Annotated in this window: 11 protein-coding genes; 5 read left to right on the forward strand and 6 right to left on the reverse strand. The window is 68.8% G+C overall.

The genetic code is table 11. From position 1 onward, the window contains the following. Nucleotides 1–133: 133 nt before the first annotated feature. Nucleotides 134–1009: a LysR family transcriptional regulator gene (locus ACFYVL_RS07310; RefSeq protein WP_389241864.1), complete on the reverse strand. Its 876-nt coding sequence runs from the start codon at nucleotides 1007–1009 to the stop codon at nucleotides 134–136. Nucleotides 1010–1079: 70 nt separating this feature from the next. Here ACFYVL_RS07310 and ACFYVL_RS07315 point away from each other — a divergent pair, with 70 nt between their 5' ends. Then, nucleotides 1080–1442, forward strand: coding sequence for a nuclear transport factor 2 family protein (locus tag ACFYVL_RS07315; protein ID WP_389241865.1), 363 nt, complete (start codon nucleotides 1080–1082; stop codon nucleotides 1440–1442). A gap of 598 nt (nucleotides 1443–2040) precedes the next feature. Here ACFYVL_RS07315 and ACFYVL_RS07320 read toward each other — a convergent pair. Next, complete coding sequence (locus tag ACFYVL_RS07320; protein ID WP_389241866.1) at nucleotides 2041–2178, reverse strand: hypothetical protein; 138 nt, start codon at nucleotides 2176–2178, stop codon at nucleotides 2041–2043. Nucleotides 2179–2352: 174 nt separating this feature from the next. Here ACFYVL_RS07320 and ACFYVL_RS07325 point away from each other — a divergent pair, with 174 nt between their 5' ends. Continuing rightward, nucleotides 2353–3969 carry a helix-turn-helix domain-containing protein gene (locus ACFYVL_RS07325; protein ID WP_389241867.1) on the forward strand — a complete coding sequence of 539 codons (1617 nt, stop codon included), beginning with the start codon at nucleotides 2353–2355 and terminating at the stop codon, nucleotides 3967–3969. A 20-nt stretch (nucleotides 3970–3989) separates the two neighbouring features. On the opposite strand, the gene ACFYVL_RS07330 is transcribed toward ACFYVL_RS07325, so the two are convergent. Together ACFYVL_RS07330 and ACFYVL_RS07335 are read right to left on the reverse strand one after the other, a co-directional pair. Continuing rightward, the gene (locus tag ACFYVL_RS07330; protein ID WP_389241868.1) at nucleotides 3990–4865 is read right to left on the reverse strand and encodes a radical SAM/SPASM domain-containing protein; all 876 of its coding nucleotides are present in this window, start codon (nucleotides 4863–4865) and stop codon (nucleotides 3990–3992) included. 295 nt (nucleotides 4866–5160) lie between these two features. Beyond that, nucleotides 5161–5829, reverse strand: a complete 669-nt coding sequence (locus ACFYVL_RS07335; RefSeq protein ID WP_389241869.1) for a hypothetical protein — start codon at nucleotides 5827–5829, stop codon at nucleotides 5161–5163. Between the two features lie 521 nt (nucleotides 5830–6350). Here ACFYVL_RS07335 and ACFYVL_RS07340 point away from each other — a divergent pair. From ACFYVL_RS07340 to ACFYVL_RS07350, 3 genes are all read left to right on the forward strand, one after another. Beyond that, on the forward strand, nucleotides 6351–6626 hold the full coding sequence (locus tag ACFYVL_RS07340) for a hypothetical protein (protein WP_389241870.1): 276 nt from the start codon (nucleotides 6351–6353) through the stop codon (nucleotides 6624–6626). Nucleotides 6627–7750: 1124 nt separating this feature from the next. Further along, nucleotides 7751–8752: an acetylxylan esterase gene (locus tag ACFYVL_RS07345; RefSeq protein ID WP_389241871.1), complete on the forward strand. Its 1002-nt coding sequence runs from the start codon at nucleotides 7751–7753 to the stop codon at nucleotides 8750–8752. 163 nt (nucleotides 8753–8915) lie between these two features. Continuing rightward, entirely contained in the window at nucleotides 8916–9704 is a 789-nt protein-coding gene (locus ACFYVL_RS07350; protein WP_389241872.1) for an IclR family transcriptional regulator, read from the forward strand. A gap of 26 nt (nucleotides 9705–9730) precedes the next feature. Here the strand turns inward: ACFYVL_RS07350 and ACFYVL_RS07355 are convergent, their stop codons facing one another. Both ACFYVL_RS07355 and ACFYVL_RS07360 read right to left on the reverse strand, forming a co-directional pair. After that, nucleotides 9731–10354 carry a hypothetical protein gene (locus ACFYVL_RS07355; protein ID WP_389241873.1) on the reverse strand — a complete coding sequence of 208 codons (624 nt, stop codon included), beginning with the start codon at nucleotides 10352–10354 and terminating at the stop codon, nucleotides 9731–9733. Nucleotides 10355–10516: 162 nt separating this feature from the next. Continuing rightward, on the reverse strand, nucleotides 10517–12985 hold the full coding sequence (locus ACFYVL_RS07360) for an FAD-dependent oxidoreductase (RefSeq protein WP_389241874.1): 2469 nt from the start codon (nucleotides 12983–12985) through the stop codon (nucleotides 10517–10519). Nucleotides 12986–13120: the final 135 nt, after the last annotated feature.

Raw genomic sequence — 13120 nt, forward strand, 5'->3', positions numbered from 1 at the left:
TCACCACCCCCTGCCGCAAGCCGTGAGACGTTCGTCGCCGCGCCCCTTGCCGACGGCCCGGCACATCTCCCTGGCCGCTCCGTCCTTCGCCAGCAGGGACAGCGTCGACCTCTCTGTATGCCTCAGGGCGTACCTAGTCGGCTTGCAGAGCGGGAAGCAGTCTGGATCGCAGGAGCTGCACGGCTGGGGAGTGCTGGCCTTGGCGGTTGATGAGTCCGAGCCGGGCGTGCGTGCTGGCGTCGGCGAGCGGGACGGTCCGCAGACCGGCGCCTTGTGTGGACGACGCGCTGAGGACAGCAATGCCCGCGCCGCGCTCAGCGAGGCGGAGCAGGGTGACCGGAGAACTGGCGGCGACGTCCACGCGTGGGCCGAGGCCGATCCTGCGGCAGGAGTCCTCGTACGCGGCGCGAATGCCGGTGCCCTCGGGGAGACAGAGAATCCTCTCGCCTTGAAGGTCGCCAAGGTTCAGTTCCGGCCGGTCGAGGGAGTGCCCGGCGGGAACGGCCGCGGTGATGGGCTCGTCGATGACGATGCTCTCCTCCAGGCCGGGGGCGACGCCGTTCGCGTAACCGATGAGGGCGAGGTCGAGAGAGCCGGCAAGGACTTGGGCCTGGAGGTCGTCGGAGTAGCCCTCGTGAAGGCTGACTTCGATGCCGGGGTGGGTGTGGCCGAGGTCGGCGATGGTGTCGAGGAAGGCCGGAATCGAGCAGCCCATGATCATGCCGAGACGGACCCGGCCTCGGACGGCGTCGGCGAATGCGGCGGCAGTGTGCTTGATGGCCTCGGCAGTGGCGAGAACGCTTTTCGCAAGGGGAAGAACGGCCTCGCCAGCCGGGGTGAGGCGGATGTGGGGGCCGGAGCGGTCGAGCAGTTGTTGGCCCAGCTCCCTCTCCAGCTTGGCCATCTGAGTGCTGACGCCGGACTGGCTGACGTGCAGACGATGGGCGGCAGCGGTGAACGTGCCCTCGTCCACGATCGCGGCGAAGTAGCGCAGCTGATGCATCTCCATATCCCACAACGATAGATGCCATCTGATCCATCTGTTGGACGGATGGGCCCGACGCTTGGAGGATGGAGGCATGACGACGACTCCGCGGGAACTTGCCGAGACCTACTTCACCGCCTGGGAGGCGGGCGACTTCGACGCCTTGCGAGGGGTGCTGGCCGAGAACGTCGACTTCGTGGGAACGCTGGGAACGGCGTCCGGTGTGGATGAGGCGCTCGCCGGGCTGAAGGGGCTTGGCCAGGTGCTGGAGAAGATCGACGTGAAGGTGCGGGTGGCGGAAGACAGGGACGTGATCACCTGGTTTGACCTGCACACAAGTGTTGCGTCACCTACCCCGACGGTGAACTGGATGCATGTGGAGGACGGGAAGATCACGCGGATCCGGGTGACCTTCGACCCCCGGGCGCTCCTGGCGGGATTCGAGGTGCAGAACTGAACGAAAAGGCACTGGTTGCCACGTTGGTCAAGGCGCGAAGTTGATCAAGGATCGCAGCGTGGCCGAGCTTCCGGCTGGCCGCAGCCGCACGGCAGTCCCGTCCACTGGCTCGGCCTCGTCGCCGTCCGCCCCGATACCCAGGTAGTGGCGGCCGACGGGCTCGGGATGGCGCTCGCGGTGTGCCTGAACTGGCAGGTATGGGGGTGCTGAGCTGGTGTATCCACCGGGTCTGGCGCGAAGGGAGCCAGCTGCACCCACCGGTCGAGCTTCGCCGACCGTTCCGCACACGGCCGGCGGGGCTGACCGCACCGCTTCGCTGTTCCTGGCCGCCCACTCGGTCATGACGGCCTCCTCCGCCCTCGCGGGTGTCCAGCAGATAGGCAAAAGGGAGCTGGGGTACGGATGATCCCGCTTCTCCTCGACGGTAGCGGCCAGTGCCTCAGCCGCTTCGCCTACCGGGCCTCGAAGCGGAGGCGGTGTACCCCGGCCTGCTGAAAGAGATTCGGGGCGGGCTGTCGCTTCAGGACAGTGATCGCTGTGGAGGCGAACTGATCGCGTCGGCAGCACCGCCGGCAACATCTTGCTCCCCTGGCATTGGTCAGCGGTCCAGCAGAAGTCGCAGAAGGCAGTCCGCAGCCGAGCGGCCCATCCCTGCGCACCAGCCCCGGATCGCGGCCAGGCCCAGCAGTTGGGCCAGGCTCCGCGACTTCTCGTCGGTTCGCCTGCGAGAGATCATGTGCGCCTTCTTTCCACATGGGTCGGCTGCTTTTGTCACTTCTCAGGCTGGCCCGGTTCACGCATCTTCTGGACCCATCCGCTCGGCAAGGAAATTCCGCTCCCGGAATCCGTCTGACCAGCGACTCCAGCGAAAACCCCGGCGAAAAGTCCGTCGGCCGTGGAGCGGAGCTCCGTGGATCTTCTTTGGCGGATACCGTTGCTTCGAGGAGCGGAGGAGTCCTGCTTCGAGGAGCGGAGGAGTCCGTTGAAAGGCAGCCCTGGCAGCAAACCCGAGCGCGATCGGCTGTGCCGGCAGATGCGCCAACTCGGCTGCACTAAACGGCAGATCGCCGACGAGATGATGCGCCGCTGGCAGTTCCGGCCCCGGCAGGCGTGGCGATTCGCCAGTGGCATGACCCAGGAGGAGGCAGCGGGCCGGTGCTGCGAACTTCTCGGTGACGAGAGCGCCCCGGTCAGTGGCAAGCGCATCAGCGAGTACGAACGGTGGCCGCTGGGCGGCGTGCGTCCAAGCCTGCGGAATCTTTCGCTCCTGGGGCAGGTCTACGGCGTACGCCCGGACGACCTCCTGGACGGATTGGACCGGCAGAACCTACCCGCCGGCTTTCTGACCGAGGCCCATGACCGTGGTGACCTCTTTGACCTGCGCCGCACCGCACCGCAACGGAGCAGCGATCCCCCTTCGCCGGCATACCGCACGTCGACGGACCCGCCAACACGCGAGCGGCCGGGCGCGCACGGCCACCTCGGGATCCGGACCAAGCCTTCCGTGCCTGTCGAGGAGGCGGCCATCTTGGCGGCCGCGTACGAGTCGAGCGAGCACGCGGGCAGGGCCGAGACGAGCAATGTGGGCCCCGTGGTCCTCGAAGGGCTGCACGACCAGGTTCGACGTTTGGCCCGGCAGCTGATGAGCATCGACGCACTCCTGTTGTTCCCGGAGATGATCCGCGCACGGGATCGCATCTACCGGATCCTGGGCGGGCACCAACAGCCACGTCAGACAAGAGAGTTGTACTTCCTCGCCGCTGTGGTCTGCTGCCTGCTGGCCGAAGCCAGTCAGAGTTTCGGGCTACGGGTCGCCGCCCTGGAGCAGACTCGGGCGGCCTGGGCGTATGCGGAGCTCGCGGGCCATGACTCCATCCGCGCATGGTGCAGGTCTGCTCAGTCATGGCATGCGTACCGCGACGGACGGCCTTACGAGGCGGTGATGCTCGCGCGGTCCGGGCAGCGCTACGCACGCGGCAATCCCGCCGCACAACAGCGTCTGCACAGCATGGAAGGAACGGCCCTCGCACTCATGGGCGACGAGGCGACGGCCATCAGTGCCTTCGGCGCCGCCACGGACGACCGCGCCCGCATCTGTTCTCGCGACGACTTCTTCGACGAGGTCGGCGGGGTTTTCGTCGCGGACGCGGCCAAGCAGTACCAGAACGAGGCCAATGGAATGATCGTCCTGGGCCGGGCGGACGATGCGGCCCGGTGCGCCCGCTCCGCCATCGATCTCTACGCCCAGGAACCACTGGAGCAGCGTGACGCGGCCCTTGAGCCCAGCGCTCGGGTCACGCTGGCAACCTCCGCGCTACTGGGCGGCGACATCGAAACGGCCCTGAACGACCTGCGCCCGGTACTGGAACTGCCACCTCAGATGCGCTCCGACCTTGTGGTGTTCAAGCTTCGCGAATTCAGCCTCCACCTGCGCCCGTATGCCCGGCGCGCGTTCACGCGGGTTGCCGGTCTCCAGGCCGAGATCGAGGAGTTCCGCGTCCCGCCGCTTCCCGGCAGCATGCTGTGAGGCATGCCGGCCGCGTAACCTCACGGACCGCATCCCCCGCCGCTCTCGCTGCCGAAGCACTCGTTTCGCATCACCGGGGGCAGTCCGGTAACCGCGGGGTCAATTGCTTCGGCGATCTGCCGCCGTGCAGCGCCGAGGCGGGACGAGGCGACAAGGGTCGCAAGTGAGCCCTCTCGTACGTTGCCGACACGCAACCACCGTGACATGGGGCACGGGAAGGCTGTGCCGTCCGGGCCTACGGCGAGAAGCTCCCCCGAGCACTGCCCGCACAGCTCCGACGAACGGGGCGCCGAGCCGCTTGCAGCCCTCCCCAAGTGGCGCACGCGATCGACGGAGTGCCTGCTGACACCCATGGCTTCGAGCGCCGCGATCTCGCCACTTGCGGTGACACCGCTCTCCCCGAAGCTCTCCTTCACGATCATCGCCCGCACCTGGACGCCCCGCTGCACCGCCTTCCGCAGGTTCTCCGTAGTACGCAGATGGCTTCCTCGGCGCCGTGTCATGTTGTCGTGCGCGGCGGCGTCATGCGAGTAGTAACTCACGGAAAGGCGCACGCCCGGCATCTCCAGCGCCTCCCAGAGCGCATCGGGAACGTGTACCAGATTACTGAGGACCCGCACCTCGATACCCGGCCTGGCTGCCCGCTCAATCAGTTCCTTGAGGTGGGGATGAAGCATGGGTTCGCCGCCGATGAACAGAATGGTTCGAACACCGAGCTCATGTGCTTCGTCGATTACACGGGTCCAGTCCTCCCGGGTCATGGAACCGTGCGTACCCCGAGGGCCACTGTCGGCATAGCAATGAGTACATTCCAGCTGGCACTTGGCGGTGAGTTCCAACCAGAGAAACGACAGACGGTCCGGTATCACATTCTGGTGGCGCACCAATTCGTGCATGGGCCTCTCCTCTTGCAAGCTGCTTCCCACGCCCCGCGAACCGGTTCATACGTGAGGGGAGATACTTACGAACGTAGCTTTCGGCCACGAGTTGAGGCAGGCCGATTCCGGACATCGGCCGCGCGAGACGCCCCCGACCGGCGCCGCTGCCGGGCCTTCAGCCGTACAGGAGGCGACGTCGTTGAGCAGTGCGACAGCTGGGGGCGCCCTTTGGTTACGGCCCCAACTGTCGCGCTGCCGTCTGAGCTGGGCAGTGGCCTGGCAGTCAACAGCGGAATCTTCCTGGGTGGAGCAGTCACGCAGCCGTCGTCGCACCAAGGTAGGGGGCGAATTGCTCGGCAACCTCTGCCGCCACCGCCATCGCGTCACGTGTGCCGTCGACTTCGATAACGCGGATCCCGAGGCGGCGGGCGTGGTGTGCCACGTCATCGGCGACCAGCCGGTCACGGGCGACACGGTTCGCCTGGGAGCGGGCCGGGCTGCTGACAGGCACGTTGAGGGTCCCCGCGCGCGGGAGCGTCCGGAGTTGGTGCTGACGGAAGTCCTCGGTGGGGACGAGGACGACCATCCGCCGGAGTGAGTCGAGCAGCGGCGCGACCAGCTCCGGTCGCAGCCCCCACCCCTCAGCGATCGCCGGCCGTCCGGTGAACAGTGCGCGCAGGTCGTCCAGCGCCCACTCGAAGCGGACCGGGAAGCCGGCCAGCGTCTCGGCAGCCATCGCCTCCGGGCCTTGGTCCACCCAGACATGGTCGGGGGTGGCGTCTCCCAGCGGCTCGCCCAGGGCGACCCGACGCGCGATGCGGCGATCCTGGTGGCCGCGGGCGTCGTGGTAGTCGTAGTGGTACACCGTCAATCCGTATTCTTCGGCGATGAGTTCGGCAACCGTGGTCTTGCCGGACCACTGTGCGCCGCCGATCCACAGCGCGCGTTGCAGGCTGCCGTGCGGATCCCATACGTCTGACATGAGAGTCCTCCCGTTGGCGAGCGGTACAGGCCTCCGCTCGGGAAAGAGTGTCCTGGTTTGACGGTAAAAATTGCAGTCTTGTCTTCGCCGGGTGGTTGGCAGAGAGTAGGAAGGGAGGATGTCCGTGCGCGCACCATCACGCCGTTGGCGCCCGACATGCTCCGCCCCCAAGGGCGCTCCGCCCGGACAGTCGAAGCCGCTCAGGTCCGGGCGGAACCGATCGACCGGGTGGCGGAGGTGGTAACGAGAGGTAAGGCGCTCGGCCGCTGCGCGGCGGGGTCATTACCGGGATTCACCTGAGTTGCGACAAGCGCGGCTACATCCAACGCGGCACCGTCGCCGCATCCGCGATCGTCATCCGGCTCCGCTCGTGATTGCCAGGACGCCGCCCAGGTCGCCGGGGCCCAAGAACCGCTTCAGGCCCAACAGTCAGGCGGCATCCGTTACCCGTTAGACCAATCGGGGGAACACTGAACGGCCCCTATCGATGTAGGCCCGTCACCTGCGGAAGGATGCGTTCCATGCGAACTCTGAAGCGTGTTCTCCTCGCGGCTGCTGCCGCGTCGCTGCTGGTGGCGAGCCACGGCGCAACTGCTGCGGCTTCCGCGCCCGCACCGACTCCCGTTCAGTCCACGCCGGCAGCCGGACCGGGCTGGCACCACGTGGCGGACTTCCCTCCGGCCGAAGAGGGCCGCTGTCATGAGCGCGGCCGGTGGTACTTGGAGAACGGCGTCCGCGCCTACGAGTGCCGGGCCGCCGGAGTCTGGGAGTTGTGGGTTCTCACCGAGCCCTCCTAAGTCGGGGCAGGGACCGGATCGCTGGTCTCAAGGCGGTGCTTGGTCGGCAGCAATGCCGACCCGGCACCGCCTTCTTGGGGTTTGGGTGCTTCATGAGGAGAGGCTGCGGTTGCAGGTGAGGGTTGCCACGATGGCAGCAACCCGGGGACGAGCGGGGCATGCGAGCAGAAGACCTACGCCGTGCCGTACGTCGCCGCGTGGCAGGGCAGCCATTCGCCGAGAATTGCCCAGAGCTGTAGAAGGCGCCGCCCTCCGGACCGATTGCTGTCAGGTCGGAGGGCAGGCGCGGACGGCCTTCGGGGTGGCCGCCGGTCGGCGGGCGGTCCCCCCGGACCGCGCGCTTTCCCTTCGATCACATCGTTGACGAGCCGGTGCGGGTTCGACCATGTATTCAACGGTGCTTGAAAGGAAGCGCGGGCGGCCCCGGGGCGAGCGTGCTCGCCGGCCACTGCCTTGCCCCGCTGATGGCACGTCACCAGCAGGGCGGTGGGGGTGTCCGGTTGGAGTGCCCGGACGCTCCGTGTTCTGAGTGGCATCGGAGGGGTAGGGCCTCTCCTGTCGCGTCGGGGAGGCCTTTGGATGGTGGTGGCTCACGCAGGGTTGGTCCCTGGGGGCCCGCGACCTATTGCACCGCGTGCGTGGGTCGCCGTATTCTCTGCCCGGCGATCATGGTGGTGAGAAGCACTCCGTCGGCGGGCACCGCGAGGTCTTCGCACCGAAGGATCGGCGGCAGCGAGTCGCAGCTGCGGCGCACCGGGTTTCCTGTGCGGTCCGCACGGTCTTCGGCCGAGTCGTCGGCAAACGGCCCGCCCTGGTGGTCACCACGGGAAGACCCGGTCGACGGAATCACCAAGCGCCGGAACCGCGAGTGCTGTCCTGCTCGAAGCCGCCGTCGGCATCACCCAGCGGGACGTGTCCTTCGGCTCGGCAGGGCGATCCTGCGCCGGAAGCTGCGCCGGCAGGGCGGTACGCACCGGGACGGGATCCGTCCCACCAGGCCGCACCGACCACTTCGCACACGCCGAACCTCGAACGCCGTACGACGTACGACGTACGCCGATGAGACTCGCTCACGTCGTACCCAACGCCGAACGCCCAACGCCCCGCACGAACAGGGAGACACCTTGCCCACCCACCCGCTCACCTCGCACGACAATGAACTCAGTCCGCCGCTTCACCACGATTTTCCGTTCGATCCCACGCACGGTTACGACCTGCCGCGCCTCCTTGAGGTCGGAGCCCCTGCGGGACCGGACGACTTCGTGGACTTCTGGCAGGAGCGGTATGCGCGTGCGCTGCGCGTCGACCCGGCGCCCCGGCTCGAAGGGCCCTGGACCACGGTGGACGGCCTGCGGGTGGCCGATGTCTCGTACACCTCCGTCGACGGCGTCCGGATCGGCGGTTGGCTGACCGTTCCCGCCGACGGCCGTGTGCTGCAGGGCTGTGTGGCGACACACGGGTACGGGGGGCGCGAGGCGCCGGACCTCCGGCAGCCGCCGCCGGGGACCGCGACCATTTGGCCCTGCCTGCGTGGGCTCGGTACGCGGAGTCTGCTGCCCGGTGTTGCCTCGAACTCTGCGGGACATGTGCTGCACGGCATCGGCTCCCGGGAGTCGTACGTCATCGGCGGATGCGTGGCGGACGTCTGGGGTGCGGCGGGCGCGCTGCTCCGGCTGGTGCCGGAGGCAGCCGGGCGGCTGACGTATCTGGGCACGAGTTTCGGCGGTGGCATCGGGGCGCTGGCGCTGCCCTGGGACGACCGTTTCCATGCCGCCGGTCTCACGGTGCCGACCTTCGGGAACCATCCGCTCCGGGTGACCCTGCCGTGCACGGGCAGCGGAGAGTCGGTGCGTACGCGGCTCGCCGAGGATCCTTCGGTGCTGGACGTCCTGGCGTACTTCGACGCCGCGACGGCGGCCCGTCATCTGCGCATCCCGGTGCATGTGGGGGCGGCGCTGTTCGATCCTTCGGTGCCCCCGCCGGGACAGTTCGCGATCCACAACGCCCTGGCCGGGCCGCGCGAACTCCTCGTACTGCGGGCGGGACACTTCGACCACCCGGACGAGCCTGCCGAGACCGCCGCCTTGGAAGAGGCCCAGCGGAGGTTCCTGTCGGAGGCGGACTGAGAGGCGAGGGGGGAGGGAGCGAACGGAGGGGAGGCGGGGTGAGCGGTGGGGTCGAGTCGTTGGGTCGTACGACCGGCGCTGTCGCTCATTTCAGGTACGGGCGTCGATCACTCGCGATATGCTGATGCAGATTGTGCAAGCGATTTGCAAAACTAGGAGGGTCATGGTTACGCGGGCGACCGATGTCGGGACGAACCAGAGCGTCGAACGGGCGGTCTCGGTGCTGCGCGCACTGGATTCCAGCCGGGCCGAACTCCGTGTCTCCGACGTCGCCGAGCTCACCGGACTGGGCTCGTCGACCACCTCTCGCCTGCTGTCCACCCTGGAACGCCTCGACATGGTCGAACGCGATCCGGTCAGCAACCTGTACCGGCTCAGCCTGGGCCTCCTCCCCCTCGCCGCCACCGCCGCCAACCGCCACCCCGTGCACCGGGCAGCCCGCATGGTGCTCCAGGACCTGGCCACCCGCACCGGACTCGGGGCCAACGTGGCGGTGCGCCGGGACACCGAGCTGATGTTCCTGTGCAACTTCGAGGGCAGTCGCGCCCCCAAGTCGTACACACAGGCCGGACACACCGCCCCGCTGCACGCCACCAGCATCGGCAAGTGCCTGCTCACCGGTCTCACCCCCAAGGAGCGTCGCAAGCTGCTGGGGGAGCCCCTCGACGCGCACACCGAGTACACGACCACCCGTCACGACCTCCTCGACACCGAACTCGACACGGTCCGGCGCACCGGATACGCCGTCGAGGCCGAGGAGCGGGCCCTCGGCCGTGCGTCCCTGGCCGCGCCCGTACGCGACGCCTCGGGCGACGTCGTCGCCGCCATCTCCCTGTGGGGCCCGACCTCGCTCCTCGGGGACCGCTCGGACACCGAGGGGCAGCGCCTGGCGCTCGTCCGCGAGGTCATCGAGGCCGCCGACGCCATCAGTCAGGCGCTCGGCGCGCTCTGATGCATGGATGAATGGGGCGGGGAGTATTAGCGGAGGACCCCAACCAGCCCGTCCCCGCCCTCGGTGCAGGCGAACGTGCCCGCGCAGCACGACTCCCAGCCCGTGGGCGTGCCGACCAGGGTCAGCCGAGACCATCGGTCGGCGGCCGACGGATCCTGGCTGAGGCGCAACCCGAGGGGTTCCACGGTCACCTCGGGGGTCGTCGCAGGAGAGGTGGCGGCCGGAGGGGTCGGGCGGACGGGTTTCGGCAGCACGGACACGACGTCCTGAGCCGGGTGCCCGAAGAGGTCGACGCCGTCCCACACCACGGAAGTCGCCGACGGCGCTGCACCGGACGGTGCGGGGCCGATGTCGATGCTGGTCAGGCGGTCCGTACGGCCGGGACCGCCGCCGACGACGGTCACTATCACGTCGCCGAAGACGGCGCAGGTGCTCCACGCCGGGTCGAAGAGAATTCCGGTGAGCCAGGCGTCGTGGACGTGCCGGAGTTCCTTGTAGTCGGCACGCGTCAACGTCATGCACTGCCTTTCCCGGTGGCTCTTGGGCGCCGCCTTCAGCATCACCTCGGCCTCGTCGGGAGTCATCCCGAACCTGAGCGTCCCGGCCCCTTCGGGCAGGACCACGCCGGTCCCCGGCAGCAACTCCAGCATCGCCCCATTGTGCCCGCCCCGGCTTCCGCGAGCGGTGCCGGGACCGGCCGGCCCGTGTCCGTGCCCGTGCCCGTGCGGATGCGGCCTGCCGTGCGATACGAAGCGACAGTGCTGGTCGCAGTCCTCAACGAGTGGCTTTGACCAGCACTTTCACCACAGGTCCTAGTCGCCGTACGCCTTGAAGGCGATCACGTGCGCGCGCGGTGCCCCGTGCGTCGCGTCGACCAGGAGCCGCAGGGCGTCGGTGCGTACGGGGCCGCCGTCCGCCGTCCGCAATGCGTGGACCCGGTGGCGGCGGCGGTTTTCCGTCACCGTCAGGAGCGTGTGCCAGTCACCGGCGACGTCCCGGACCTGGATGCGGTAGTCGCGGACGAGTTCCGGCATGACCTCGTACGGGGTGCGGTGGCGGTGCAGGTTGTTGAGGTACTCGTCGACGTCGTCGTCGAAGACCAGCCGCGTCTCGGTGAGGTCCTGCGGGGTGTCCCAGTCGAGTTGGAGCCACTGGGACGCGCCACCCATCTCGGCGGACCACATGTGCGGGCCGCCGTAGGGACGCTGGTGTCCGTCGACGGCGCGTTCCGGGCGGAACGCCGCGGTGTCGGGGGCCGCCCGGAAGGCGAAGGTGTGGCGGCGCAGTCCGCGGGCCTGCCACTCCAGGACCAGCTGTCCTTCCTCCTCCGGGATGTCGTGGTCGACGGCCTCGTCGCCCTCGGCCTTCCTGCGCAGGGCGAGGACGCCGTCGGTGCGTTCGGGGAGGAGGACCAGGGCGGTGTCCGGGCAGGCCCGGACGACGAGGATCGCGTTCTCGGGGGTGTCGGGGCGGTGGTCGAGGCGGGCCGTGACCCAGTGAGGGCCGTCGGGCGGGACGGTGACGGTGGTCGTGCGCAGGTGGTCGACGGGGACGGCGTTCTCGGGCAGGCCCGTGCCCCACAGTTCCACGGTGAGTTCGCGGGAGGAGCCGTCGGGGGCGCCGTGGACGAGGAGGTCGACGGTGTCGAGTGCGGGGTCGACGGGCAGCAGGAGTGCCAGGTCGCGGGTGAGGGCGTAGGGGGTGCCGGACACGGCCGCTGCGGGCGCGATGGCGGATGCGGGTTCGGCGGCCGGTGCGGAATCGGCGGCCGATGCCGACACGGGACCCAGTACGGCCCCGGCGCCCAATACGGGTGCGGCGGCCGATACGGGCGCGGCGGCCGGTGCAGGCTCGGTGCCCAACGCAGACTCGGCACCCAATACAGGCTCGACTTCCCGTGCAGGTTCGGCGGCCAGTCTGGCCAAGTGGCCGGAGGCGGTCGCGTTGGCCGTGAGCGCCAGGTTTTCGGGGGCGTCGTCGACGAGGCCGATCACCGAGGCGTCTTGGCGCAGGAGAGTGCGGCGTACCAGTTCCGGTCGTTCGGTGGCGAGTCGGCGCGGGGTGAGGTCCTCGGTGACGCACAGGGCCGCGGCGGTGCCCGCGGCCTCGCCGAGTGTCGCGCAGGTGGCCATGACGCGGGTGGCGCCGAAGGCGATGTGGGTGGCGGAGATGTTGCGTCCGGCGAAGTGGAGGTTGGTGACGTTCACCGAGTACAGGGAGCGCAGCGGGATGTGGAAGATGCCGTCCGCGTAGCGCTGGCGGGCGCCGGGTTCGTCGGCGTACATGCCCTGGACGGGGTGGAGGTCGACGGACCAGCCGCCGAAGGCGATCCGGTCGTCGAACTGGCGCTGCTGGAGGATGTCCTGCTGGGTGAGGACGTGGTCGCCGAGGAAGCGGCGGTACTCGCGCTTGCCGGGGAGGCTGCCGACCCACTCCAGGGTGAGGTTCGCCGCGTCGGGGAACTGGCCGGAGTTCTTGATGTGGTCCCAGATGCCCATGATCACGGCCTGGAGTTCGTCCCGGATGCGTTCGTTGTCGTGGACGGTGTCGAGTTCGCCGCCCCACTCGATCCACCAGTAGTCGCAGCCGTTGTCCCCGGTGCGCAGGATGCGGTTGCGCAGGATGGGTGTGGTGGACAGGTCCTTGGCGTAGGCGGGCGCGACGAACTTCGTGGGCTTTCCGGTGTCCCTGGTGTGGAAGAGGATCGTCGAGCCGAGCAGTGCCCGGTCCGCCTCGTCCGGGGCCCAGGGCTCGTCGAACTCGGACCGTGCCTCGCGGCCTATGCGGTAGTGGGCGCCGGCGAGGTGCCCGAGCAGGCCGTCGCCGGTGCAGTCGAGGAACTGGCGGGCGTGGAAGGTGATGCGGCGCTCGGAGCCCATCGTCCAGCCGGTGCAGGAGTGCACCTCGCGGGCCTCGTCGGGGCCGCTCGCGTCGACCTCGCGCACGTCGGTGTTGAGGTAGAGGTCGATGTTCGGCTCGGCGCGGACGGCGTCGAGGACGACCTGGTCCCAGTAGTAGGGGTTGCCTTCGGGGTTGCGGTACTGGTTCTCGGTGTACAGCTCGCCCATGATGCCGGTCTCGCGGGCCCAGCGGTGCACGCCGTGTGCGGTGGCGCCGCAGACCCAGACCCGGATCTCGCTGCTGGCGTTGCCTCCGAGTACGGGCCGGTTGTTGACCAGGGCGACGCGTCGGCCGAGCCGGGCCGCGGCGATGGCCGCGCAGGTCCCCGCCAGTCCGCCGCCGATCACGGCGATGTCGTAATGGACCTCTTCTTCCCGCACGGTGCGGCCTCCTTGGTGTGCAGCTCGGATGGGCCCCGCCATCGCGGAGCGGCCTTGAACGTACATCACATCCACATTGTGCAACTACTGTTCAGTCAATGGGATTCGTTGTAGGTTCCCGTCACGGCAGACAAC

The organism is Streptomyces sp. NPDC004111, assembly GCF_042874215.1.
In the GTDB taxonomy this organism is placed as follows: Bacteria; Actinomycetota; Actinomycetes; order Streptomycetales; family Streptomycetaceae; genus Streptomyces.